A 26,053-nucleotide genomic window follows, 5' to 3' on the forward strand; every position below is an offset into this window, starting at 1 on the left:
GAATGATGGCTTCCCACAAGGTCAGCGTTCGGCGCGGCCCCGCTCGGGCCCCGGTGCTGCGCTTGCCATCTTTCTCAGGACGACTGGGCGCTCAAGGCACAAGCATGGCTGAAATGGCGGATTTCGATTACATCATCGTGGGCAGCGGTTCGGCGGGATGCGTACTGGCCAATCGCCTGTCCGCCGACGCCGGCAGCCAGGTGCTGCTGCTCGAGGCCGGTGGCAGCGATCGGCGTTTCTGGATCAAGTTGCCGATCGGCTATGGCCGCACCTATTTCGATGAGCGGGTCAACTGGAAGTACGAGACCGAGCCGGAGCCAGCGATCAAGAATCGCCGCAGCTATTGGCCGAGGGGCAAGGTGATCGGCGGCTCCAGCTCGATCAACGCGATGGTCTACTGCCGCGGCCTGCCCAGCGACTTCGACGACTGGCGGCAGCTGGGCAACGCCGGCTGGGGCTGGACGGATGTGAAGGCCTATTTCGAGCGCTCCGAATGTCGGGTCGACGCGTCGGGCAAGGCCGCGCCCGGCGGTCCACTGCATGTTTCGGACGTCAGCAACGAGATGCATCCCTTGCGCCGGCACTACTTCGCCGCCGCCGAGGAGATGGGCCTGCCCTACACCGATGATTTCAATGGCCCGAACCCCGAAGGGGTCGGCATCTACCACATCAATACCCGCAGAGGCGTACGCTGCTCCTCGGCCGACGCCTTCCTGCGCCCGGCCCTGGGCCGCGCCAACCTGCAGCTGGAGACCCATGCCCTGGTGCGCCGGGTGCTGTTCCAGGGGCGGCGCGCGGTGGGCGTCGAGTACGAGCAGCACGGTCGAGTCCATGTCGTCCGGGCCCGTCGTGAGGTGATCCTCAGCGCCGGCGCGATCAACTCGCCCAAACTGCTGCAGTTGTCCGGCGTCGGCCCTGCCGCGCTGCTGCGCCAGCATGGCATCGAGCCGGTGCTGGACCAGCCGGCGGTTGGCGGCGGACTGCAGGATCACATCGCCGTCAGCTACTTCTACAAGGCCACCGAACCGACCCTCAACGACCAGCTGCACCCCATCAGCGGCAAGCTGGCCGCCGGCCTGCGTTACGTGCTCAGCCGCAAGGGGCCGCTGAGTGTCAGCGTCAACCAGTGCGGCGGCTTCGTGCGTTCGCGGGCGGACGCCCCGACGCCGGATCTGCAGCTGTACTTCAACCCCATCACCTATTCCACCGCGCCGGCGGGCAAGCGTCCGCTGATGAATCCGGATCCCTTTTCCGGGTTCATCCTGTCGTTCCAGCCTTGCCGGCCGCTGAGCCGGGGGCGCGTCGACATCAGCTCGGCCGACCCCAAGACCGCGCCGAGCATTCGCCCCAACTACCTGTCGGCCGAGCAGGACATCGCCGACGTCATCGCCGGCGGCCGTTTCATTCAGCAGATGGCCCGTACCGAGGCGATGCGCCGCTTGATCAAGGAGGCGATTCCGCCCTACCTGGACGGCATGACCGACGAGCAGATAGTCGAAGACTTCCGGGAGCGCTGTGGCTCGGTGTTCCATCCCGTGGGCACCTGCGCGATGGGGCCGGACGCCAGGCAGGCGGTGGTCGATTCGCGGTTGCGGGTATACGGGCTCGAAGGATTGCGCGTCGTCGATGCGTCGATTTTCCCTACCATCACTTCCGGCAACACCAATGCGCCGACCATCATGGTCGCGCAGAAAGCTGCCGACATGATTCTCGCGGACCAGAAACAACAGGACGTCGCATGATGAAGATCAACAAGCTGGAAACCTTCTGCAACGAGTTCGTCGGCTTCGTCCGGGTGACCGCCGACGACGGCTCCGTGGGCTGGGGCCAGCTGTCCACCTACAACTCGGACATCACCGCCCAGGTTTTCCACCGTCAGGTGGCGCCCTGGGCGCTGGGCGCGGACGTCCTGGACATCGCCGCGCTGATGCGCGAGATACCCGAGCGCGAGCACAAGTATCCCGGTTCCTATCTGCGCCGGGCCATGGCGGGGCTGGATACAGCCCTGTGGGACCTGCGCGGCAAGCTGGAAGGCAAACCGGTGGTTTCGTTGCTCGGCGGCACGCCGGGCCGCCTGCGTGCCTATGCCTCGTCCATGCGTCGGGACATCACGCCCGAGGACGAGGCCCAGCGCCTGCTGCGCCTGCGCGATGAGTTCGGCTTCGATGCCTTCAAGTTCCGCGTCGCCCGTGAGTGCGGGCATGACGTCGACGAGTGGCCGGGGCGCACCGAGGCCATAGTCCCGGCCATCCGCCAGGCGCTGGGCGATCAGGTGTCGCTGCTGGTGGACGCCAACTCGGGTTTCTCGCCACAGCGGGCCATCGAGGTCGGCCGCCTGCTGGAGCAGCATGGCATCGAGCACTTCGAGGAGCCGTGCCCCTACTGGGAGCTGGAGCAGACCAAGCAGGTGGCCGATGCCCTGGACGTCGCCGTCACCGGTGGCGAGCAGGACTGCGACCTGGCCACCTGGCGGCGGCTGATCGACATGCGCGCGGTCGACATCGTGCAGCCGGACATCCTCTATCTGGGCGGCATCACCCGTTCCATGCAGGTGGCCGAGATGGCCGCCAAGGCTGGGCTGCCCTGCACCCCGCACTGCGCCAACCTGTCCATGGTGACCCTGTTCACCATGCACTACCTCAAGGCGCTGCCCAACGCCGGCAAGTACCTGGAATTCTCCATCGAAGGACCGGACTACTATCCGTGGCAGGAGGGCCTGTTCGTCGAGTCGCCCTATCGCATCGAGGACGGTGGCATCCTCATCTCCGAGGCACCCGGCTGGGGTGTCGAAATCGCGCCGGAGTGGCTGGCGAAATCCACCTACCAGCTCAGCGAGGTACAGCAGTGACCAGCACCACCGAACAACTGATCGGCGAATACTTCGCCACCGGCACTCTGGCTGGACTGCCGAGCGGGCACTTCATCGACGGCAAGTTCCGTCCCGCCGCCTCCGGGCAGACCCTGGAAACCTTCGACCCGGGTACGGCCAAGGCCTTCGCCCGTTTCGCCGCCGGCGATGCCGAGGATGTCGAGGCGGCGGTCGCCTCGTCCGATCGCGCCTTCCGCGAGTGCTGGCGCAAGGTCGCACCGGCGGAGCGCGGGCGCATCCTGCAGCGCACCGCCGAGGCCATCCGTGCCAATGCCGAGCGCCTGGCAGTGGTGGAGACCCTGGATAACGGCAAGTCCCTGGCCGAGGCCCAGGGCGATATCCGCTCTGCGGCCCGGCTGTTCGAGTACTACGCGGGCGCGGCCGACAAGTTGCAGGGCGAGACCCTGCCCCTGGGCATGGACTATGTGTCCTACACCAGCCTGGAGCCGGTGGGCGTCACCGCCCATATCATCCCCTGGAACTACCCGACCTCGACCATGGTGCGCGGCATAGCCCCGGCCCTGGCCGCCGGCTGCACCGTGGTGGTCAAGCCGGCGGAGCAGACGCCGCTGACCGCGCTGATGCTGGCCGAGATCCTCCGCGACGCCGGTCTGCCCGACGGCGTGTGCAACGTGCTGACCGGCACGGGCGTCGCCGTTGGCGCGCCGCTGGTGGCCCACGAGAAGGTCCGTCACGTCACCTTCACCGGCTCGGTCAATACCGGCCGCACGGTCATGCAGGCGGCGGCGCGCAACGTCGCCAGCGTGACCCTGGAGCTGGGCGGCAAGTCGCCGATGGTGATGCTCGCCGACTGCGACATGGACGCCGCGCTGGAAGACGTGCTCTGGGCCATCTACTCCAACTCCGGACAGATCTGTTCGGCCGGCTCGCGCCTGGTGATCGAGCGGTCGATTCACGCCACGTTCATCGAGCGCCTGGCGGCGCTGGCCGGCAAACTCAGCCATGGCCACGGCCTGCGCAACCCGCAGATCGGCGCGATCACCTCCCTGGATCAGCTGAGCAAGATCGCCGGCTATGTCGACGACGCCAAGGTCCGCGGCGTGCGGGTCGCCGCCGGCGGCTCGGCGACGGTGGATCAGGCCAGCGGCAGCGGCTGGTTCTTCCAGCCGACCATTCTGGACGGCGTCGGCCCCCAGGACCGGGTGGTGCAGGAGGAGATCTTCGGGCCGGTGCTCTCGGTGCAGGTCGCCGACTCCCCCGAAGAGGCCCTGGCATTGGCCAACGGCACGGAATTCGGCCTGGCCGCCGGCATCTACACCCGCGACATCAAGAAGGCCCTGCGTCTGGCGCGGGATATAGACGCCGGTCAGATCTATATCAACGAGTACTATGCCGGTGGCGTTGAGACACCATTCGGTGGTAACAAGATGTCCGGATTCGGGCGCGAGAAGGGCCTGGAAGGGCTGCGCGCCTATTGCCGGGTCAAGTCCGTCACGGCGCGCATCTGATGCGTGCTGGCATGGCATTTGCTGGGATATTTATCGTCGAGGCACTCGGGGCGGCGTGGAGACTGACCCGCCATTGTTGATGTTGTTTTGAGCTACATCCGAATAAGACAGCCAATTAAAGGAGAACAACTCATGAGCACAATTTTCGACGACATCGCCGAGCGCTTCCGCCAGGGGCGGATCGATCGACGCACCTTCATGATGAGCATGGTCGCCGCCGGCGCCAGCGTCGCCCTGGCCGGCTCCCTGGTCGGACGGGTCGAGGCGGCCACGCTGACGCCGAAGAAGGGCGGGCACTTCAAGCTGGGCATCGGCGCCGGCTCGACCACCGACTCCTTCGACCCGGCCACCTACGCCGACAACTACATGCAGTCGGTCGGCCACGCGGTGCACAACTACCTGACCGAGGTGACCAACACCGGCGGCCTGAAATCCGAGCTGGCCGAAAGCTGGGACTCCTCCGGCGACGCCAAGCAGTGGACGTTCAAGCTGCGCCAGGGCATCGAATTCCACAACGGCAAGACCCTCGATGCCAACGACGTCATCGCCTCGCTCAACCACCACCGCGGCGAAGCCTCGAAATCGGCGGCCAAGTCCATCGTCGACCCGATCGTCGACATCAAGGCCGACGGCAAGGACACCGTGGTCATCACCCTCAGCGGTGGCAATGCCGACTTCCCGTTCCTGCTGTCCGACTACCACCTGCCGATCCTGCCGGCCAAGGACGGCGTGATCAACGCCACCGAGGCGGTCGGTTGCGGCGCCTTCGTCCTGGAAAGCTTCGACCCCGGCGTACGCGCCCGGGTCAAGCGCAACCCCAACTACTGGAAGGACGACCGCGGCTGGTTCGATTCAGTGGAGTTCCTGGTCATCACCGATGTGGCGGCCCGCACCAACGCCCTGACCACGGGCGAGATCCATGCGATGAACCGCTGCGACCTGAAGACCGTGCACCTGCTCAAGCGCATCGCCGGCCTCGATCTGTATTCGGTCAACGGTGGCCAGCACTACACCCTGCCGATGAACACCACCCTGGCGCCGTTCAAGGACAACAACGTGCGCATGGCGCTCAAGCATGCCCTGGACCGCAAGGCCCTGGTGCAGACCCTGCTGCGCGGCTATGGCGAGGTGGCCAACGACCATCCGATCAGCCCCGGTTACCGCTATTTCAACAAGGAGCTGGCGCAGCGCGAGTACGACCCGGAGAAGGCCAAGTTCTACCTCAAGCAGGCGGGGCTGAGCACTCTCAAGGTCGATCTGAGCGCTGCCGATGCCGCCTTCGCCGGCGCCGTGGATGCCGCGGTATTGTTCAAGGAACACGCGGCCAAGGCCGGTATCGACATCAACGTGATGCGCGAGCCGAACGACGGTTACTGGGACAACGTGTGGATGAAGAAGCCCTGGTCCATGTCCTACTGGGGCGGCAAGCCGACCGAGGACTGGGCCTTCTCCGTGGCCTACGCCAAGGGCGCCGCCTGGAACGAGACCTTCTGGGACAACGAGCGCTTCAACACCCTGCTGGTCGCCGCGCGTGCCGAACTCGACGAGAAGTTGCGCGCCGAGATGTACGGCGAGATGCAGGTCCTGCTGCGCGACGACGGCGGCGCGCTGCTGCCGATGTTCGCCAACTACGTCGGTGCCACCTCGAAGAAGGTCGGCCACGATGCCCTGGCTTCCAACTGGGACCTGGACGGGCTGCGGGCCGCGGAGCGCTGGTGGTTCGTGTGACGGTAGCGTTCCCCTCTCGCAGTAGGAGCCTGGAACCATGAATAAGCTCCTGAAGATGGTGGCCCAGCGCATTGCGCTGGGCTGCCTCAGCCTCTGGGTCGTGTCGTTGATCATCTTCCTCGGCATGGAGTTTCTACCCGGGGATATCGCCACCGAGATCCTCGGCCAGTCGGCGACCGCGGAGACCGTCGCGGCGTTTCGCCAGTCCCTCGGTCTCGACCAGCCGTTGCATATCCGCTACCTCGACTGGTTCGGCAGCCTGATCCAGGGCGACTTCGGTCGTTCCCTGGCCAATGGCCGGGAAATCGGCGAGCTGCTCGGCGGGCGCTTCGCCAATACCCTGTTCCTCGCCGTGGTGGCAGCGCTGATCTCGGTGCCCCTGGCCCTGGCCCTGGGCTTTCTAGCGGCGCTGTACCGCAACGGCCTGTTCGATCGCACGATCAATGCGGTGACCCTGACCTCGATCTCCTTCCCGGAATTCTTCGTCGCCTACATCCTGATCCTGTTCCTCTCGGTCAACGCCGGCTGGTTCCCCAGTCTGGCCAACGTCGACGAGACGCAATCGCTGGGACAGCGTCTGTACAGCGTGGCGTTGCCGTCGCTGACCCTGACCCTGGTGGTTGTGGCGCACATGATGCGCATGACCCGGGCGGCGATCATCAACCTGCTGGCCAGTCCCTACATCGAGATGGCCACCCTCAAGGGCGTCGGCCGCTGGCGCATCATCATGCACCATGCGCTGCCCAATGCCTGGGCGCCGATCATCAATGTGGTGGTGCTCAACCTCGCCTACCTGGTGGTCGGCGTGGTGGTGGTCGAGGTGGTGTTCGTCTATCCGGGCATGGGCCAGCTGATGGTGGACTCGGTGCAGAAGCGCGACGTGCCGGTGGTTCAGGCCTGCAGCCTGATCTTTGCCGCCACCTACATCCTCCTCAACCTGACCGCTGACATCCTGTCGGTGGTCAGCAACCCACGATTAAGGCATCCCCGATGAGCGAGCGAATTTCTCCTGTCGCCGGCACAGGGCCAGAGGAAGGTGTGCCGGAAACCGATCAGGCCCTGGAGGCCTTTCCCCTGGTCGCCCCGCGCAGTGCCGGGCGCTCGGCCTGGCGCGAGCTGGTCAGGGCCCCCTGGACCGCCAAGCTGGGCCTGGTCATCATCCTCGCCTACGTGTTCGCCGCGCTGTTCGCGCCGGTGCTCACGCCCTATGGCGAATCGCAGATCGTCGCGGCCGAGTTCGAGCCCTGGAGCAGCGAGTTCCTCCTCGGCACCGACAACCTCGGCCGCGACATGCTCACCCGTCTGCTCTATGGCGCGCGCAACACCATCGGCATCGCCGCGCTGACCACCCTCCTGGCGTTCGTCATCGGCGGCGCCGCCGGCCTGCTGGCGGCGACCCTCGGCGGCTGGGTCGATCAGACGCTGGCGCGGGTGGTCGACGTGATGATGGCCATTCCCCAGCTGATCTTCGCCCTGTTGCTGCTGACCATCTTCGGCACCGCGGTGCCGGTGCTGATCGCCATCATCGCGGTGCTGGATTCGACCCGGGTATTCCGCCTGACCCGGGCAGTGGCGGCCAACGTCGCGGTGCTGGACTTCGTCGAGGCGGCGCGCATCCGCGGCGAGGGCGTGGGCTGGATCATGTTCCGCGAGATCCTGCCGAACATCCTGCCGCCGCTGGTGGCCGAATTCGGCCTGCGCTTCTGCTTCGTGTTCCTGTTCATCAGCGCCCTGAGCTTCCTCGGCCTGGGCATCCAGCCGCCCACCGCCGACTGGGGCTCGATGGTGCGCGACAACGCCACCCTGATCAGCTACGGCGACATCACGCCGCTGCTGCCTGCCGCCGCCATCGCCGTGCTGACCGTCGGGGTCAATTTCGTGGTCGATTGGTTCCTACACAAGACGAGTGGTCTGCGCGATGAGCATTGATAAACAAGAACGCACGCGCGGCGAGCTGCTGCTGCAGATTTCCGACCTGCACATCGAAGGGCAGAGCGGCGAGATCTGGCAACCGATCGTCAAGGGCGTCGACCTCAGCCTGCACCGGGGAGAGGTGCTGGGGCTGATCGGCGAGTCGGGCGCAGGCAAGTCGACCATCGGCCTGGCGGCCATGGGCTACGAGCGGCCTGGCTGCCGGATCAGCAGCGGCAAGATCCTGTTCGACGGCGTCGACCTGGCCCAGTTGCCGGTAGAGCAGAAGCGCAAGCTCTGGGGCTCGCGCATCGCCTATGTGGCGCAGTCCGCCGCGGCGTCCTTCAACCCCGCGCACACCCTGATCGACCAGTATGCCGAGACCGCCGTGCTGCACGGGGTGATGAGCGAGGCCGAGGCGCGCGCCGACGCGGTGGACCTGTACCGGCGCCTGCGCCTGCCCGATCCGGAACGGATCGGCCTGCGCTATCCCCACCAGGTCTCCGGTGGCCAGCTGCAGCGGGCGATGACGGCCATGGCCATGGCCTGCCGTCCCGACCTGATCATCTTCGACGAGCCGACCACGGCCCTGGATGTGACCACCCAGATCGAGGTGCTGGCGGCCATTCGCGATCTGGTCCAGCAGTTCGGCACCGCCGCCATCTATATCACCCACGACCTCGCGGTGGTGGCGCAGATGGCCGACCAGATCAAGGTGCTGCGCCACGGCCTGACCGTCGAGGAGTCGGACACCCGGAGCATGCTCGCCGACCCGAAGATGCCCTACACCAAGACGCTGTGGGCGGTGCGCTCGCTGCAGCGTGAGCCGAAGGAGCGGCCGGTGGACCAGCCGCTGGTCAAGGTCAGCGATGTGCATGCCGCCTACGGCCCGCTGAAGGTGCTGCAGGACGTTTCCCTGAACATCCACAAAGGCTCCACCGTGGCGGTGGTCGGCGAATCCGGGTCGGGCAAGTCGACCCTGGCGCGGGTGCTCACCGGTCTGCTGCCGCCGACCCAGGGCGAGGTGCTGTTCCAGGGCCAGGCACTGGCCGGCGACTATCGCCAGCGGCGCAAGGATTCGCTGCGGCACATGCAGATGATCTACCAGATGCCGGACACAGCGCTCAATCCGCGCCAGCGCATCGGCGACATCATCGGCCGCCCCCTGGAGTTCTACCTGGGCCTCAAGGGCCAGGCCCGGGAGCAGCGGGTGCGCGAGCTGCTCGAGCAGATCGAGCTGGAGCCCAACAGGTTTATCGACCGCCTGCCGGGCGAGCTCTCGGGGGGGCAGAAGCAACGCATCTGCATCGCCCGGGCGCTGGCCGCCGAGCCTGAGTTCATCATCTGTGACGAGGTGACCTCGGCGCTCGACCAGATCGTCGCCAAGGGCATCCTCAAGTTGCTCGAACGCCTGCAGAAGGAACTCGGTCTGGCCTACCTGTTCATCACCCATGACCTGGCCACGGTCAAGGGCATCGCCGACGAGGTGGTGGTGATGCTGCAGGGCAAGGTGGTCGAGCAGGGGCCGCTCAAGCAGGTATTCACGCCGCCGCACCATGAGTACACCGACCTGTTGCTCGGCTCGGTTCCGGAAATGGACCCGGACTGGCTGACCCGACGCCTGGCCGGGCGTGGGGAGCCGGGGCGGTCGGACGCCTAGGGCGCCGATTTCGGCGCCCAGGCTCCCAGGTCTCGTCCTGGCCCCTATAATGCCGGGCGCGTCGCCCGGGAGCCGGGCCGGCGATTCGAATCAGGAGCGAAGCGATGAGGGTGAAGCAAGAGCGCATGCCGCGCACGGCCGTCTTCTGGTCGGCGACCGAGCGGGCTGGTCAGGAGCAACAGGGATGAACTGGGACCTGGCCGACCCGTTCGTCATCGATATCCGTGTGGCCGCCGAGGACATCGACGGCCTCGGTCATGCCAACAACGCGGTCTACGTCAGCTGGCTGGAGCGCTGCGCCTGGCGCCATTCGCAGTACCTGGGCCTGGACCTGGCCGAGTACCGTCGCCTCGATCGGGCGATGGCGGTGGTGCGCCACGAGGTCGACTACCTGGCCAGCGCCTACGAGGACCAGGAGCTGCAGATGGCCACCTGGATAGTCGAGTCCGACCAGCGGCTGAAGATGGACCGGCGTTTCCAGCTGATCCGCCCGGCCGACGGCCTGACCCTGCTGCGGGCCAAGACCACCTTCGTCTGCATCGAGCTGTCCAGCGGCAAGCCCAAGCGCATGCCCGTCGAATTCGTCGAGGGATACGGCCGCGCCCTGCGGCAGCCCTTTCCTCTAGAGCTGTAGCGCCCGTCGCCGCCTGGTTCATCCAAGTCGCCACGCCGCGTACACTACGCGGCGTTTTTTCGAGAGTTTTCCCTATGCAGATTGCCCTGGCGCCCATGGAAGGGCTGGTCGACGACATACTCCGCGACGTGCTGACCCGGGTCGGCGGCGTCGACTGGTGCGTGACCGAGTTCATCCGCGTCAGCGATCGGGTGCTGCCGGCCTCGACCTACCGCAAGCTCGCCCCCGAGCTGTTCCGCGGCGCCAGGACCCGCGCCGGCACGCCGCTGCGCGTGCAGCTGCTCGGCTCCGATCCCGCCTGCCTGGCCGACAACGCCGCGTTCGCCTGCCGACTGGGCGCGCCGGTGATCGACCTCAACTTCGGCTGCCCGGCCAAGACGGTGAACAAGTCCCGCGGTGGCGCGGTGCTGCTCAAGGAACCGGAGCTGCTGCATGCCATCGTCCGCGAGGTGCGACGCACGGTGCCGGCAGACATTCCGGTGACGGCGAAGATGCGCCTGGGCTTCGAGCACAAGGACGGCGCCCTCGACTGCGCCCGCGCCCTGGCCGAGGGCGGCGCGGCGCAGATCGTCGTGCATGCGCGGACCAAGGTCGAGGGGTACAAGCCGCCGGCCCACTGGGAATGGGTGGCGCGGGTGCAGGAGGCGGTCGCGGTGCCGGTGTTCGCCAATGGCGAGGTGTGGACCCTCGACGACTGGCGCCGTTGTCGTGAGGTCAGCGGGGTCGAGGACATCATGCTCGGCCGTGGCCTGGTGGCGCGGCCCGACCTGGCCCGGCAGATCGCCGCGGCCCGGGCCGGCCAGCCGGTGCTCGAGATGGACTGGCTCGAGCTGCAGCCCCTGCTCGCCGACTTCTGGCTGCAGGCCCGGCGCAAGCTGTCCCCGCGTTACGCGCCGGGGCGCCTCAAGCAGTGGCTGGCCATGCTGACCCGCAGCTATCCGCAGGCTGTGGAGCTGTTCGCCCTGCTGCGCCGGGAAAACGACTGCGCGCGGATCGACGCCCTGCTCGGCGTCGAGGTTCCGGCGCTGCCGGAGCAACTGGCGATTGCCTGAGCTCAGCGCCCGCCGCTGACGTCCAGCAGCGCGCCGCTGGTGTAGGAGGCCTGCTCGCTGGCCAGCCAGAGAATGGCTTCGGCCACTTCCTCTGCCTGGCCGCCGCGACCCATGGGCACGCCCTGGCTGACCCGGGCGACCCGGCCCGGCTCACCGCCGCTGGCGTGGATCTCGGTATCGATCACCCCGGGGCGCACGGCGTTGACGCGGATGCCTTCGCCGGCCACTTCCTTGGCCAGGCCCAGGGTCATGCTGTCGATCGCACCCTTGGCCGCGGCGTAGTCGATGTACTCGTCGGGCGCGCCGAGGCGGGCGGCGATCGACGACAGGTTGACGATGGCGCCACCCTGGCCGCCGTGGCGCGTGGACATGCGCTTCACCGCCTCACGGGCGCAGTAGAAGCTGCCGAACACGTTGGCGGCGAACACCCGCTGCAGGCGTGGGCCGTCCATCTGGTCCAGGCGCATCTGCGTCTCCAGCATGCCGGCGTTGTTGACCAGCACGTCGAGGCGGCCGAACTGGCGGTCGATCTCGGCGAACAGCCGGATGACCTGCTGTTCCTCGGCCACGTCGGCCTGCACGGCGATGGCCCGGCCGCCGGCCGCGACCAGCTCCGCGGCCAGGGCCTCGGCCACCTCGCGTTGCTGGCGGTAGTTCAGGCACAGGTCATAGCCGCGGGCGGCCGCCAGGCGCGCGGTGGCGGCGCCGATGCCGCGGCTGGCGCCGGTGATCAGCATGACTTTGTCCATGGATACTCCTCTCGGTCTGGGATAAGGGTTGAAATTCTATCGGCCGTCCACATTTTTAGTCTTGCGGGGCGCCGAAGTCGGGTCCCGCGCCGAATCACTCGCTGTTTTTCAGGAGACTACCCATGAGCACTGCATTTTCCATGACCCCGCTGTTCCGTCAGTCCATCGGCTTCGACCGCTTCAACGACCTGTTCGAGTCGGCCATGCGCAACGAGTCGGGCAGCAGCTATCCACCCTACAACGTCGAGAAGCACGCTGAGGATGCGTACCGCATCGTCGTCGCCGCCGCGGGCTTTCACGAAGAGGACCTCGACCTGCAGGTCGAGCGCGGGGTGCTGACCGTCACCGGCGGTCGCCGTGAGCAGGACGCGGACAACGTCACCTACCTGTATCAGGGCATCGCCCGGCGTGCGTTCAAGCTGTCGTTCCGCCTGGCTGACCATATCGAAGTCAAGGCGGCCAACCTGGTCAATGGCCTGCTGAACATCGACCTGGTCCGCATCGTTCCGGAAGAAGCCAAGGCCAAGCGCATTCCCATCAACGGCGCGCGCCCGGCCCTGGACAGCTAAGCGCCGGCATTAGGCGCAGCGACGAGCGGGGCGCCCTCACGGCTGGTGAGGGCGCCCCCGTCGTTTTTCAGAGGCGTTTTGGCCGTTGCGCCGTATGGGCCAGCAGGGCGCGGAACTCAGCCAAGGGCAGCGGCTTGCTGAACAAATAGCCCTGGTACAGGTGGCAGCCCTGTTGCTCGAGGAAGTCCAGTTGGGCCTGTTGCTCGACGCCTTCGGCAATCAGGGTCAGGCCCAGGCTGGACGCCATGGCGGCGATGGCGCGGATGATTTCCGCATCGTTGGCGTCGTGTGTGGCCTCGCGAACGAAGGACTGGTCGATCTTCAACACGTCCACTGGCAGGCGCTTGAGGTAGGTCAGGGAGCTGTAGCCCGTGCCGAAGTCGTCCATGGAGAAGCTGACCCCGAGCTTCTTCAGCCTGTTCATCTTGGCGATGGTGTCGTCGATGTTCTGGATGACGATGCCTTCGGTGATTTCCAGCTTGAGCATGGAGCGCGGCAAACCGCTGTTTTGCAGGCTCCGTCCGACCAGTTCGACGAAGTCGTTCTGGCGGAACTGCCGCGGACTGATGTTCACGCACAGGCTGAAGTGCTCGGCGTTGATCAGTTTGTCTTCGAGCAACTGTGCGCAGGCCTGGCAGGCGTCGGCGAGTACCCAGCTGCCGACTTCGAGAATCAGACCGCTTTCTTCCAGTACCCGAATGAACAGCGCCGGCGACTGCGCACCCAGGGTCGGGTGAACCCAGCGCAACAGCGCCTCGGCGCCGATCACCTGGTCGCTGCGGGCATCCACCTGGGGCTGGAAATACAGCTCGAACTCGCCGCGCGCCAGCGCCAGGCGCAAGTCGTTCTCCAGACGCAGCCGTTCGCTGGCGGCCTCCTGCATGCTGCTGCGAAACAGCTGGATGGTGTTGCGCCCGGAGTCCTTGGCGCGGTACAGGGCGATATCGGCACGCTTGAGCAGGTCGGCCGGGGTTTCACCATGGTCGGGGATCAGGGCCATGCCGATGCTCGGAGTCACCTGCAGGCGATGGCCGTCGAGGCGCATGGGCTCGGCGAGCAGGCGGCGCAGCTTCTCGGCGATGGTGCGCACTTGGCGAGTGACTGCCGAGCGTTTGCCTTCCAGGCCGCTGATCAGGACGACGAACTCGTCGCCGCCAAGGCGCGCCACCGTGTCTTCCTGGCGCACGCTGGATTCCAGGCGGGCGGTGACCAGCTTGAGCACCGCGTCGCCCACCGGATGGCCCAGCGAGTCGTTGATGTGCTTGAAGTGGTCGAGGTCGAGAAACAGCAGGGCGCCGCGCAGCTGGTGGCGCTTGAGCAGGGCGATCTGCTGGGTCAGGCGGTCCATCAGCAGCGCGCGATTGGGCAGGTTGGTCAGCGAGTCGTGGTACGCCAGGTGCTGGATCTGCGCCTGGGCTTCCTTCAATTGGCTGATGTCGCGCGCGGTGAGCAGCAGGCAGTCGGTGCCGTTCAGCTCGATCTGCTCCACCGAGACCTGCGCCGTGCTGATGCGTCCGTCGCGGTGCCGGCCGAGCATCTCAAGGTTGCTGACGCGGCCGTCGCGGCGCAGCAGTTCGAGCATCTCCTGGCGCTGCCGGGGCTCGGCCCAGACGCTTAGCTCCAGGGCGCTGCGACCGATGACCTCCTCGGGGCGATAGCCGGTGAGGCGACAGAAGCCCTCGTTGACCTCGATATAGCGCGCCGTATCGCGCTCGGTGATGGTGATGGCGTCGGGGCTCGAGTGAAAAGCCTTGGCAAATTTCGCCTGGCTGGCTTTGAGCGAGGCCTCGGCCTGTATCTGCTGGCTGATGTCGCGAAAGGTGCTGGTGATGCACAGCTGGCGATCGACGCGGATGAAGCGGCTGGAAATCACGCAGCTCAAGGCCTGACCGGCGCGGGTGCGCAGCTGGGCGATCTCACCGTTCAGACCCTGCTCGCGGGTGAGTTTCTCGAACAGTTGGCGGCGATGCTCCAGATCGACCCAGAAGCCAATCTGCCCGGCGTCCTGGCCGATGATGTCTTCGGCCGCCCAGCCGAATACCCGGCTGAAGCTGGGGTTGACCTCGATAAACACTCCGTCGCGAATGCGCGAGACGCTGATGGGGTCGGGGCTGGCCTGGAACAGGTTGACGAACTTCTCTTCCGAGGCGGCCAGGCGTTGCTCGCGTTGCACCCGCTCGCTGATGTCCATCAGCACACCGGCCATGCGCAGCGGACGGCCCTGGACATCGCGATAGAGCTTGGCGGTGCTTTCCAGGTAGTGCAGGGTCCCATTGGGCTGCTGCACCCGGTAGGTCACCTGGTAGGCCTGCTGGCTGCCCTCTACGAGCGCCCGATAGGCGTACTCCATCTCGCGCCTGTCTTCCTCGGGTACGTAGCGAAACATGGGCTCGAGGCTGCCCTCGTAGGGCGTGGCCGGCAGTCCGTGCAGGGTCGCGGCATGGGCGGATCCGTAAAGGGTGCCGCTGGGGATATGCCAGTCCCAGGTGCCCAGGTCGGCCGACTCCAGCGCCAGGTTCAGGCGTTCCTGGCTTTCCTTCAGGGCCTGCTCCTGCGCGCGTTGCGGGCTGATGTCGCGCACGGTCAGGACCAGGCATTCGATGTCATTGAGCTCTATTTCACCACCGTGGATCAGGTAGTCGCCGATGCGGCCGTCGCGGCTGGCCAGGCGCGCCTCCAGCGGCTGCAGGCTGCCGTCGTTCCGCAGGGCGTCGAGCAAGCGCTGGCGATCCTCAGGGTCTTGCCAGATGCCCAGTTCGACGGAGGTGCGACCCACGACCTCGGCTTGACTCCAGCCGAACTGGCGCTCGAAGTTGGCATTGACCTCGATGTAGCGACCATTGGCCTTCTCCACGATCATCACGGTGTCCGGGGTGTTCTGGAAAGCCTTGGAAAACTTGTCCTCGCTGGCCCGCAGGGCCATCTCGGCGCGTTTGCGCTCGCTGTTGTCGACGAAGGTGCAGAGCATGAATGCCTGTTGGTCCAGTTCCAGGTGCTGGCTGCTCAACAGGCCATCGAGCAGGCGCCCGTCGCGGGCGCGCAGCTGCACTTCCAGAACGATCGGTTGGCGACTGGCCGCCGACTGCTGGCGCAATTGCTGGCGTTGTTCGGTGCTGACCCAGAGATTCAGCTCGAGGGTGGTGCGGCCGATGATCTCCGCCGTCGGCCAGCCGAACACCTGCTCGAAGTTCTGGTTGGCCTCGATGATGGCGCCGTCGTGGTAGCGCAGCAGCAGCACGACATCGGGGCTGAGCAGAAACAGGCTGGAGAAACGCCGTTCGGAGTTGGCCAGTGCCTGAGCATGCTCTTCCTGAACGGTGATGTCGCGCACCAGTCCGAAGACCTGTTGCTGCCCCTGCTCGTCGGTCTGCAGGCTGCCGCTGATTTCCAGCCAGTGCAGGCTACCGTCGGGCCAGCGCACGCGATGACGCACGGGCTGTGGGCTGGGAGCGCCACTCAACACCAGCTCGCACAGCTGCAGAACCTTGGCGTAGTCCTCGGCGGCAATCAGCTCGAGGTAGTCGAGCGGCGCGCTCAAGGGGCGTTTGGGGTCCAGGCCGAACAGGTTTTGGGCTGCTCGTGACCAGCTGAGCTGGCCGCTGCCGACATCCCAGCACCAGACGCCCAGTTGCGCCCCATTCAGCGCCGCCAGCAGGCGCGGCGCGTCCGTCCAGGCCTTCTCGAATTCCCCCGGGTCCAGCACCGGAATGCGTGGCAGAGGAGGGCGGCGGTCAGTGAATTTGGCCATGCTCGGCCCCTTCTTCTATTTCGGTTGGCGCGAGGCTGGGGGCGATACGACGGCTTGGCAGGATCATTCAGGCGCCACTCTTCTTGTTATGCGGCTCACGTTATCCTTTGCGTGGAGGCCAGCGCAAGGTCGCCGCGCTGTGCGTCGAGCAGGCCCATGAAGGCCCGTGCGGCATTCGACAGGGTGCGCTCGCTGTGCAGGATATAGCCGAGTTGTCGGGACAGCTGGATGCCCGGCAAGGGCAGGGGGGTGACCTGCTCGTCGAGCATGGTGCGCGGCAGCACGCTCCAGGCCAGGCCGATGGAGACCATCATCTTGATGGTTTCCAGGTAGTTGGTGCTCATGGCGATATTGGGGGATAGCCCCTGGGCCTCGAACAGGCGCCGAACGATGTGGTGGGTGAAGGTGTTGCCGCCGGGAAATACCGCCGGATGCTGCGCCACTTCCGCCAGGCTGACGCGGCCGCTGCGCGCCAGCGGGTGCTCGGGGGCCGCGACGAAGTCCAGGGGGTCGTCCCATACCGGGGTGGCGCGCACCGGCTCGCGGGTCTCCGGTGCCAGGGTGATCACCGCCAACTCGGCGCGGCCGTGCAGCACCTCCTCGTAGGCCACTTCCGAGTCGAGGAACTGGATATCCAGGGCCACCTGTGGATAGGTGCGGGTGAAGGCGCGCAGCAGCGGCGGCAGGCGATGCAGGCCGATATGGTGGCTGGTGGCCAGGGTCAGGCGGCCACTGATCTCGCCGTTGAGGTTGGTCAGCGCCCGGCGCGTGTCGTCCAGCACATTGAGGATCTGGTAGGCCCGCGGCAGCAGGGCGCGTCCGGCCTCGGTCAGGCCTACCTCGCGGCCCAGGCGGTCGAACAGGCGCACATTGAGTTGTTGCTCCAGGCTGGCAATGCGCTTGCTCACCGCCGGCTGGGTCAGGTGCAGGCGCTCCGCCGCTTCCGAGAAGCTGCCGGCCTCGGCGATGGCGATAAAGGCATTGAGGGTGGCCAGGTCCATTTTGCATTCCTGATGGTTATCCAATGGATGAAAAATATGAATTTGAGTAATTTAAAGCAACCCCATAGGATCACCCTCATAAGCCGAAGGGCTATTCGCCCTGGCACAGAAACACGCTGATGAGGGACTCGCTGATGGCCGGCAAAACGCTCTACGACAAGCTCTGGGAAATGCACGAGGTGAAGCGCCGCGACGATGGTTCGTCGCTGATCTACATCGATCGCCATATCCTCCACGAGGTGACCTCGCCGCAGGCCTTCGAGGGCTTGCGTCTGGCCGGTCGCAAGCCGTGGCGCATCGACGCCAACATCGCCACCCCGGACCACAACGTGCCGACCACCCAGGCCGAGCGCCGTGGCGGCCTGGAAGCCATCGCCGACGAGGTCTCGCGTATCCAGGTCAAGACCCTGGACGAGAACTGCGACGATTTCGGCATTCTCGAATTCAAGATGAATGACGTGCGCCAGGGCATCGTCCACGTCATCGGCCCGGAGCAGGGCGCCACCCTGCCGGGCATGACCGTGGTCTGCGGCGACTCGCACACCTCGACCCACGGCGCCTTCGGTGCGCTGGCCCACGGCATCGGTACCTCCGAGGTCGAGCACGTGCTGGCGACCCAGTGCCTGGTGGCGAAGAAGATGAAGAACATGCAGGTGCGCGTGGAGGGCCAGTTGCCCTTCGGCGTCACTGCCAAGGACATCGTCCTGGCCGTTATCGGCAAGATCGGCACCGCCGGCGGCAATGGCCACGCCCTGGAGTTCGCCGGCAGTGCCATCCGCGCGCTGTCCCTGGAAGGCCGCATGACCATCTGCAACATGTCGATCGAGGCGGGCGCCCGGGTCGGTCTGGTGGCGGTGGACGAAAAAACCATCGAGTACGTCAAGGGCCGTCCCTTCGCCCCCAAGGGCGAGCAGTGGGAGCAGGCCGTGGCGCAGTGGCGTGGGCTGGTGTCCGACGCCGACGCCCGCTTCGACAAGGTCGTCGAGTTGCGTGCAGAAGACATCAAGCCCCAGGTCAGCTGGGGCACCTCGCCGGAGATGGTGGTCTCGGTCGATCAGCGGGTGCCGGACCCGGCAGCCGAGGCCGATCCGGTCAAGCGCGACTCCATCGTCCGCGCCCTCAAGTACATGGGGCTGGCGGCCAACCAGGCGATCACCGATATCCAGCTGGATCGGGTGTTCATCGGCTCCTGCACCAATTCGCGGATCGAGGACCTGCGTGCCGCCGCCGAAGTGGCCAAGGGCCGCAAGGTGGCCGCAACCATCAAGCAGGCCATGGTGGTGCCGGGCTCGGGCCTGGTGAAGCAGCAGGCCGAGCAGGAGGGCCTGGACAGGATCTTCATCGAGGCCGGCTTCGAGTGGCGTGAGCCGGGCTGCTCCATGTGCCTGGCGATGAACCCGGACAAGTTGGGCAGCGGCGAGCACTGCGCCTCCACCTCCAACCGCAACTTCGAGGGCCGTCAGGGCGCGGGCGGGCGTACCCACCTGGTCAGCCCGGCCATGGCCGCGGCTGCCGCGGTCACCGGCCGCTTCGTCGACGTACGCGAACTGATTCGGCCTTAAGGAGAGCGACCATGAAAGCCTTTACCCAACACGCAGGTCTCGTCGCGCCGCTCGATCGCGCCAACGTCGACACCGACCAGATCATCCCCAAGCAGTTTCTCAAGTCGATCAAGCGCACCGGCTTCGGGCCGAACCTGTTCGACGAGTGGCGCTACCTGGATGTCGGCCAGCCGAACCAGGACTGCTCCACGCGCCCGCTCAATCAGGAGTTCGTGCTCAACTTCCCTCGCTACCAGGGCGCCAGCGTGCTGCTTGCGAGGGAGAACTTCGGCTGCGGTTCGTCCCGCGAGCACGCGCCCTGGGCGCTCGAAGAGTACGGCTTCCGCACCATCATCGCGCCGAGCTTTGCCGACATCTTCTACAACAACAGCTTCAAGAACGGCCTGTTGCCGATCATTCTCACCGAACGCGAGGTCGACGAGCTGTTCCAGCAGTGCGAAGCCGAGGAAGGCTATCAGCTGACCGTCGATCTGGCGGCGCAGACCGTCACCCGCCCGGACGGCAAGCAATACAGCTTCGAGGTCGACGCCTTCCGCAAGCACTGCCTGCTCAATGGTCTGGACGACATCGGCCTGACCCTGCAGGATGCCGAGGCCATACAGACCTTCGAGACCGGTTACCAGCAGCGCAGCCCGTGGCTGTTCGGCGCGATCAAGTAATTAAGGACATTTCATGAGCAAGCAGATTCTGATTCTCCCCGGCGACGGCATCGGCCCGGAGATCATGGCCGAAGCGGTCAAGGTGCTGCAGTTGGCCAATGACAAGTTCCAGCTCGGCTTCGAACTGACCCATGACGTGATCGGTGGTGCGGCCATCGACCAGTATGGTGTGCCGCTGGCGGACGAGACCCTGGCGCGTGCCCGAGCCGCCGATGCGATCCTGCTCGGCGCCGTCGGTGGTCCCAAGTGGGACAAGCTCGAGCGCGACATTCGCCCGGAGCGTGGCCTGCTGAAGATCCGCTCGCAGCTGGGGCTGTTCGCCAACCTGCGCCCGGCCATTCTCTATCCGCAGCTGGCCGAGGCCTCCTCGCTGAAGCCCGAGGTGGTGGCGGGGCTGGACATCCTCATCGTCCGTGAGCTGACCGGGGGCATCTATTTCGGCCAGCCGCGCGAGACCCGCGTGTTGGACAATGGCGAGCGCCAGGCCTACGACACGCTGCCCTACAGCGAAAGCGAGATTCGCCGCATCGCCCGCGTCGGCTTCGACATGGCCCGCGTGCGCGGCAAGAAGCTGTGCTCGGTGGACAAGGCCAACGTGCTTGCCTCGAGCCAGCTGTGGCGCGAAGTGGTCGAGGAGGTCGCCAAGGACTACCCGGACGTCGAGCTTTCGCACATGTACGTGGATAACGCGGCGATGCAGCTGGTGCGCGCGCCGAAGCAGTTCGACGTGATGGTCACCGACAACCTGTTCGGTGACATCCTGTCGGATGAGGCTTCCATGCTCACCGGTTCCATCGGCATGCTGCCATCGGCCTCGCTGGACGCCAACAACAAGGGCATGTACGAACCTTGCCATGGCAGTGCGCCGGACATTGCCGGCCAGGGTATCGCCAACCCGCTGGCGACCATTCTCTCGGTGTCGATGATGCTGCGTTACAGCTTCAATCAAGGCCAGGCGGCCGATGCCATCGAGCAGGCTGTCAGCAATGTGCTGGACCAGGGGCTGCGCACCGGTGATATCTACTCCGCGGGTATGACCCGGGTCGGTACCGCGGCCATGGGCGATGCGGTAGTCGAAGCGCTGGGTAGTCTGTAATCTTCCAAGTTCGCCGGGGTGGTTCCGGCGGTCTGTTCACATAGGTGTAGTCGTTATGAAGCGTGTAGGTCTGATCGGTTGGCGTGGCATGGTGGGTTCCGTACTCATGCAGCGCATGCTGGAAGAACGGGATTTCGATTTGATCGAGCCGGTGTTCTTCACCACCTCCAATGTGGGTGGCCAGGGGCCGGCCATTGGCAAGGACATTGCGCCGCTGAAGGACGCCTACAGCATCGACGAGCTGAAAGGTCTGGACGTGATCCTCACCTGCCAGGGCGGCGATTACACCAACGAAGTCTTCCCCAAGCTGCGCGAAGCGGGCTGGCAGGGTTACTGGATCGACGCCGCGTCCTCGCTGCGCATGGCCGATGATTCGGTGATCGTGCTGGACCCGGTCAACCGCAAGGTGATCGACCAGCAGCTGGATGCCGGCGCCAAGAACTACATCGGCGGCAACTGCACCGTCAGCCTGATGCTGATGGCCCTGGGCGGCCTGTACGAGGCCGGCGTGGTCGAGTGGATGAGCGCCATGACCTATCAGGCTGCCAGTGGCGCCGGCGCGCAGAACATGCGCGAGCTGATCAAGCAGATGGGTGCGATCAAGGGCGCGGTGGCCGATGAGCTGGCCGATCCGGCCAGCGCCATCCTCGACATCGACCGCAAGGTGGCCGAGGCCATGCGCGGCGAGAGCTTCCCGGTCGACAACTTCGGCGTGCCCCTGGCCGGCAGCCTGATTCCCTACATCGACAAGGAGCTGCCCAACGGGCAGAGCCGTGAAGAGTGGAAGGCCCAGGCCGAGACCAACAAGATCCTCGGCCGCTTCAAGAGCCCGATCCCGGTCGATGGCATCTGTGTGCGCATCGGCGCCATGCGCTGCCACAGCCAGGCGCTGACCATCAAGCTGAACAAGGACGTGCCGCTGTCCGATATCGAAGGCCTGATCAGTCAGCACAACCCCTGGGTCAAGCTGGTGCCGAACCAGCGCGAAGCGAGCATTCGCGAGCTGGGTCCGACCGCGGTGACGGGGACGCTGAGCGTGCCGGTCGGTCGTCTGCGCAAGCTGAACATGGGTTCGCACTATCTGGGCGCCTTCACCGTTGGCGACCAGCTGCTGTGGGGGGCCGCGGAGCCGCTGCGGCGCATGCTGCGGATTCTCCTGGAGCGCTAAGATGGCGGGCGTCGGACCATGGCGGTGCGACGCTCTCGCTGCTGATTAGGGAGCGGGTTTCGTCTGCGATCGAGCTTCATGCCGATCCGCAGGCGGACCCGCTCTCTTGCATTTGTCGGTCCCGCCGATACAGTGCCCGACGTATTCCCTGGAGACCTTCAGCATGACCCGTACCTATGATGTCGCCGTTATCGGCGCGACCGGCAGTGTCGGTGAGGCGCTGGTGCAGTTGCTCGAGGAGCGAGAGTTTCCCGTGGCGACCCTGTACCTGCTCGGTAGCGGAGAGTCCGCCGGTGAATCGCTGACATTTCGCGGCAAGAGCCGGCGCGTGGCGGCCCTGGAAGCCTTTGATTTTTCCCAGGTGCGTCTGGTCTTCTTCGCAGCCGGCGCAGTGGTGACTCGCGGCCATATAGAGGCCGCCCGCGCAGCCGGCTGCGTGGTCATCGATCTGAGTGCGGCGCTGCCCGCCCAGCAGGCGCCGCGGGTGGTCGCCGATGCGAACCCCGAGCAGCTGTCCAGGCTGGCGCCTCCTTATTGCGTGACCAGTCCAAGTGCGCAGAGTGTTGCGGTCGCCACGGTGCTCGCGGCACTGCGCCCCCATATAGAAGTACAGCGTGCCGTGATCACGGCCTGCATGGCCGTCTCCAGTCACGGGCGTCAGGGGGTTTCCGAGCTGGCGCGACAGACCGCGGAGCTGCTCAATGCCCGGGCGCTGGAGCCGCGCCTGTTCGATCGGCAGATCGCCTTCAACCTGCTGGCACAGGTCGATGCGCCGGACGCCGGCGGCCATGGCGCGCTGGAGAGGCGTCTGGCTGCTGAATTGAAGGAAGTCCTCGGCTCGCCGCAGTTGAAGGTGTCGGCCACCTGCATTCAGGTGCCGGTGTTCTATGGCGACAGCATCAGCCTGTCCTTGCAGTGCCGGGACGCGGTCGAGGTGGAGCAGGTTTGTGCAGTCCTGCGAACGGCATCAACCCTTGAGTATGTCGAGGCGGGCGACTATCCGACCGTGGTGGGCGACGCGGTTGGCCAGGAGGTGGTATATGTCGGTCGGGTCCGCGGCGGCCAGGATGATCCGGCAGAACTCAATTTGTGGATTGCGTCTGATAACGTAAGAAAAGGCGCGGCCTCGAATGCCGTGCAGCTGGGCGAGTTATTGATAAAACACTATCTGTAAAAGATACTTACCCTGAAATTTGAAGAATCTTTCGAGCTTGGCAATACTGGCTGAGTTGATTGCTGGTTGGGGAACCGTCTTCGGGCGGATACAGGCAGCAATGATCAAGACCCTCTCGAATGCCGAGAAAAAAGATAAAACAAGGGATATCGCTATGGTTCGGGTTCGCAAACTGGTGCTGGCAATCGCAGCTGCTTCGGCACTGTCCTCCGGTATGGCGCATGCGCTAGGACTGGGGGAAGTGACCCTGCAGTCGGCGCTGAATCAGCCGCTGGTGGCTGAGATCGAATTGTTGGAGGTGCGCGATCTTGCCTCCAATGAAGTCCTGCCGACCCTGGCCGCTCCCGAAGAGTTCAGCAAAGCTGGCGTCGATCGCCAGTACTTCCTGACCGACCTCAAGTTCACTCCGGTGCTCAAGCCGAATGGCAAGAGCGTCATTCGGGTGACCTCGAGCAAGCCGGTACGCGAACCCTACCTGAACTTCCTGGTGGAAGTGCTGTGGCCCAATGGCCGCCTGCTGCGTGAGTACACCCTGCTGCTCGATCCGCCGCTCTATTCTCCGCAGACCGCAGTTGCGGCTGCGCCTCAGCTGCCGGCCGCCGCCCCCCGTCAGCAGCCTGCCGCCGCGCCGCGTCCGGCCGCTCCGGTCGCGGCTCCGTCGGTGCCTTCTGCGCCGAGCGCGGGAGCCGCAGGCCAATACAAGACCACCTCCAACGATACCCTCTGGGAAATCGCTCAGCGCGTTCCCGGCGGTACCGTGCATCAGGCCATGCTGGCGATCCAGGACCTCAACCCGGACGCCTTTATTGGCGGCAACATCAATCGCATGAAGAGCGGCCAGGTGCTGCGTCTGCCAGATGAGCAGCAGGTCAAGCGCCGTTCCCAGGCCGAAGCCATTGCCCAGGTTGCCAGCCAGAACGCGGCGTGGCGCGAGGGGCGCAATGTCGCGGCCCGTCAGCTGGATGCGACCAAGCGCAGCGCCGCAGGCGCGGCACCGGCCCAGGTGAAGGCACAGGACAGCCTCAAGCTGGTGTCGGCCGATACCGGCAAGGCCAGCGGCGGCAGCGATAGAGGCGCCGCTGACGGCAAGGCGCTGGCCGACAAACTGGCCGTGACCCAGGAAAGCCTCGATTCTACGCGTCGTGAGAATGATGAGTTGAAAGGGCGCATGGGCGACCTGCAGGGGCAACTCGACAAGCTGCAGCGTCTGATCCAGTTGAAGGATGATCAGCTGGCCAAGCTGCAGGCGGACCTGGCGAGACAGGGGCAGGCTCAGCCGGCGCCGACGGCGTCCGTTGATCCGGTCGTGCCGGTTGAAGAAGCGGCCCAGGCCGAGTCGACGCCTGCAGCAGTCGCTCAGCCGGGCGCGGTGGCTACGCCGCCGGTCGTGCCGACCGAGGCCGAAACGGATTACAACTACAGCGAGGAAGCGCCGGCCGAGCCTGGCGCTGCCGCGCAGCCCGATGTTCAGCAGCCGGCCCCGGAGCCGGCAGTTGCCGTCGAGCCGGTTGCACCGGCACCGGTCGTGGCAGAGCCAGCGCCCGTCGTCGAGGAGCCGGTTGCGGCGACCCCGGTTGTGACCGAGCAGCCGCAGTCCAGCACCCTGGACGACCTGCTGGCCAAGCCGATGCTGCTTGGTCTTGTCGGGGGCGGGGCGTTGCTGGTGTTGTTGCTTGGTCTGATGATGCTGTCGCGACGTAACGCCCAGCGCGAGGCCGAACTTCAGGCTGGGCTGGCGGCCGAGAGCGACGCCAACGACTTCGAAGCGGATATGCAGCTGGAGTCCGACAGCTTCGAAACCTTCGCCGAGGCGCCTGCCGAGGAGTTGTCTGGCGCTGCTGCCGCTCCGGCCGAGGAGCGTGAGCGTGTCACCGCGCAAACCGCCGACGCCCTGGGTGAGGCGGATATCTATATCGCTTACGGTCGCTTCAATCAGGCCGCCGAGCTGTTGCAGAACGCGATCAACGATGAGCCGCAGCGTGCCGATCTGCGCCTCAAGTTGATGGAGGTCCATGCCGAGCTGGGTGATAAGGAAGGCTTTGCCCGACAGGACAACGAGTTGCGCGAAATCGGCGGCGCGGCGGCCGAAGTCGATCAGTTGAAGGCTCGTTACCCCGCCATGGCAGGTTTTGCCGGTGCGGCCGTGGCAGCAACTGAGTTCGCTGGTGGTGACGATGATCTGGGTGGTTTCAGTCTCGACGAGCTGACGCTGGACGAGCCGGAGCAGCCTGCAGCGGCGACTGATCTCGATGACGAGTTCGATTTGAGCCTCGATGACCTGGAGAGCGAGCTCGATCGCGACCTTCAGTCTGCCGCCGCGACCGACTCGCTGCTGGACGAGGGCGATCTGAGTCTGGATGAGGGCCTGGAGTTCGATGCTCCGGCCGCGCCGTCCGCCAGCAAGGATGACGATCTGGGTTTCGATCTCAGTCTGGACGAGGCCGGTGAGGAAAGCCTGGAGTTGGGCGGCGAGCTGGCTGATTTCAGCCTGGACCTTGAGTCCGAGGACAAGGCAGCGGCAGCAGAAGAGGAAGAGTTCCTCCTGAGTCTCGAGGATGATGAGCCCAGTCCGGCCGCCGCGGCCGATGAACTGGCCGAGCTGAGTCTTGACGTGCCGGAGGATGCCGCGAGTGACGACTTCGACCTGTCGGCCGACTTCGACCTGTCACTGGATGATGAGCAGGCGCCTGCCCGCTCCGATGACTTCGCCGCGCAACTCGACGAGGTGAGTGCGGAGCTGGACCAGCTGTCCAGCAGTATTGATCAGCCCGCTGCTGCCGATGAATCCGCCGAGCCGGCGCCGTTGGCCGCCCTGGAGGGCGACGATGATTTCGACTTCCTGTCCGGTACGGACGAAACGGCAACAAAACTCGATCTGGCCCGTGCCTATATCGATATGGGCGATACCGAGGGTGCCCGTGACATTCTCGATGAAGTGATCGCCGAGGGTAACGACGATCAGCAGCAGGAAGCGCAAGAGTTGATCGCTAAACTGGTTTGATAC

Annotated in this window: 19 protein-coding genes; 16 read left to right on the forward strand and 3 right to left on the reverse strand. The window is 65.7% G+C overall.

Annotation, left to right across the window (positions count from 1 at the left end; all coding sequences use genetic code 11):
* Positions 1 to 113 precede the first annotated feature (113 nt).
* From KDW96_RS19810 to KDW96_RS19850, 9 genes are all read left to right on the forward strand, one after another.
* A complete protein-coding gene (locus KDW96_RS19810) occupies positions 114 to 1,742 on the forward strand; it encodes a GMC family oxidoreductase (RefSeq protein WP_255837933.1) in 1,629 nt (542 codons plus the stop codon).
* Entirely contained in the window at positions 1,739 to 2,848 is a 1,110-nt protein-coding gene (locus KDW96_RS19815) for a mandelate racemase/muconate lactonizing enzyme family protein (protein ID WP_255837934.1), read from the forward strand. The genes KDW96_RS19810 and KDW96_RS19815 overlap by 4 nt, the downstream gene beginning before the upstream one ends.
* A complete protein-coding gene (locus tag KDW96_RS19820; RefSeq protein ID WP_255837935.1) occupies positions 2,845 to 4,338 on the forward strand; it encodes an aldehyde dehydrogenase family protein in 1,494 nt (497 codons plus the stop codon). The genes KDW96_RS19815 and KDW96_RS19820 overlap by 4 nt, the downstream gene beginning before the upstream one ends.
* A gap of 132 nt (positions 4,339 to 4,470) precedes the next feature.
* Positions 4,471 to 6,066, forward strand: coding sequence for an ABC transporter substrate-binding protein (locus tag KDW96_RS19825; RefSeq protein WP_255837936.1), 1,596 nt, complete (start codon positions 4,471 to 4,473; stop codon positions 6,064 to 6,066).
* Between the two features lie 37 nt (positions 6,067 to 6,103).
* Positions 6,104 to 7,060 (forward strand): ABC transporter permease, encoded by a 957-nt coding sequence (locus tag KDW96_RS19830; protein ID WP_255837937.1) that lies wholly within the window; start codon positions 6,104 to 6,106, stop codon positions 7,058 to 7,060.
* Positions 7,057 to 7,995: an ABC transporter permease gene (locus KDW96_RS19835; protein WP_255837938.1), complete on the forward strand. Its 939-nt coding sequence runs from the start codon at positions 7,057 to 7,059 to the stop codon at positions 7,993 to 7,995. Before KDW96_RS19830 ends, KDW96_RS19835 begins: the two co-directional genes overlap by 4 nt.
* Complete coding sequence (locus KDW96_RS19840) at positions 7,985 to 9,637, forward strand: ABC transporter ATP-binding protein (protein WP_255837939.1); 1,653 nt, start codon at positions 7,985 to 7,987, stop codon at positions 9,635 to 9,637. Before KDW96_RS19835 ends, KDW96_RS19840 begins: the two co-directional genes overlap by 11 nt.
* Positions 9,638 to 9,821: 184 nt before the next feature.
* Positions 9,822 to 10,271 (forward strand): acyl-CoA thioesterase, encoded by a 450-nt coding sequence (locus tag KDW96_RS19845; RefSeq protein ID WP_255837940.1) that lies wholly within the window; start codon positions 9,822 to 9,824, stop codon positions 10,269 to 10,271.
* 74 nt (positions 10,272 to 10,345) lie between these two features.
* Positions 10,346 to 11,323 (forward strand): tRNA dihydrouridine synthase, encoded by a 978-nt coding sequence (locus KDW96_RS19850; RefSeq protein ID WP_255837941.1) that lies wholly within the window; start codon positions 10,346 to 10,348, stop codon positions 11,321 to 11,323.
* Between the two features lie 2 nt (positions 11,324 to 11,325).
* Here the strand turns inward: KDW96_RS19850 and KDW96_RS19855 are convergent, their stop codons facing one another.
* Positions 11,326 to 12,072 carry an SDR family oxidoreductase gene (locus KDW96_RS19855; protein ID WP_255837942.1) on the reverse strand — a complete coding sequence of 249 codons (747 nt, stop codon included), beginning with the start codon at positions 12,070 to 12,072 and terminating at the stop codon, positions 11,326 to 11,328.
* A gap of 122 nt (positions 12,073 to 12,194) precedes the next feature.
* Here KDW96_RS19855 and KDW96_RS19860 point away from each other — a divergent pair, with 122 nt between their 5' ends.
* On the forward strand, positions 12,195 to 12,641 hold the full coding sequence (locus KDW96_RS19860) for an Hsp20 family protein (protein ID WP_255837943.1): 447 nt from the start codon (positions 12,195 to 12,197) through the stop codon (positions 12,639 to 12,641).
* Positions 12,642 to 12,708: 67 nt separating this feature from the next.
* On the opposite strand, the gene KDW96_RS19865 is transcribed toward KDW96_RS19860, so the two are convergent.
* Positions 12,709 to 16,389, reverse strand: a complete 3,681-nt coding sequence (locus KDW96_RS19865; protein WP_255837944.1) for a sensor domain-containing protein — start codon at positions 16,387 to 16,389, stop codon at positions 12,709 to 12,711.
* A 95-nt stretch (positions 16,390 to 16,484) separates the two neighbouring features.
* Positions 16,485 to 17,390: a LysR family transcriptional regulator gene (locus tag KDW96_RS19870; protein ID WP_255837945.1), complete on the reverse strand. Its 906-nt coding sequence runs from the start codon at positions 17,388 to 17,390 to the stop codon at positions 16,485 to 16,487.
* Between the two features lie 134 nt (positions 17,391 to 17,524).
* Between KDW96_RS19870 and leuC the strand changes: the two genes are divergently transcribed.
* The 6 genes from leuC (at position 17,525) to KDW96_RS19900 (ending at position 26,050) form a co-directional block, all read left to right on the forward strand.
* Positions 17,525 to 18,952, forward strand: a complete 1,428-nt coding sequence (leuC, locus tag KDW96_RS19875) for a 3-isopropylmalate dehydratase large subunit (RefSeq protein ID WP_255837946.1) — start codon at positions 17,525 to 17,527, stop codon at positions 18,950 to 18,952.
* Positions 18,953 to 18,963: 11 nt separating this feature from the next.
* Complete coding sequence (gene leuD / locus KDW96_RS19880) at positions 18,964 to 19,611, forward strand: 3-isopropylmalate dehydratase small subunit (protein ID WP_255837947.1); 648 nt, start codon at positions 18,964 to 18,966, stop codon at positions 19,609 to 19,611.
* A gap of 13 nt (positions 19,612 to 19,624) precedes the next feature.
* Positions 19,625 to 20,707, forward strand: coding sequence for a 3-isopropylmalate dehydrogenase (gene leuB, locus KDW96_RS19885; RefSeq protein ID WP_255837948.1), 1,083 nt, complete (start codon positions 19,625 to 19,627; stop codon positions 20,705 to 20,707).
* 55 nt (positions 20,708 to 20,762) lie between these two features.
* On the forward strand, positions 20,763 to 21,875 hold the full coding sequence (asd, locus tag KDW96_RS19890) for an aspartate-semialdehyde dehydrogenase (protein ID WP_255837949.1): 1,113 nt from the start codon (positions 20,763 to 20,765) through the stop codon (positions 21,873 to 21,875).
* Between the two features lie 163 nt (positions 21,876 to 22,038).
* A complete protein-coding gene (locus KDW96_RS19895) occupies positions 22,039 to 23,049 on the forward strand; it encodes an aspartate-semialdehyde dehydrogenase (protein WP_255837950.1) in 1,011 nt (336 codons plus the stop codon).
* Between the two features lie 154 nt (positions 23,050 to 23,203).
* On the forward strand, positions 23,204 to 26,050 hold the full coding sequence (locus KDW96_RS19900; RefSeq protein WP_255840572.1) for a motility hub landmark protein FimV: 2,847 nt from the start codon (positions 23,204 to 23,206) through the stop codon (positions 26,048 to 26,050).
* Positions 26,051 to 26,053: the final 3 nt, after the last annotated feature.

The sequence above is a fragment of the Pseudomonas benzenivorans genome (genome assembly GCF_024397895.1).
GTDB lineage: Bacteria > Pseudomonadota > Gammaproteobacteria > Pseudomonadales > Pseudomonadaceae > Aquipseudomonas > Aquipseudomonas benzenivorans_A.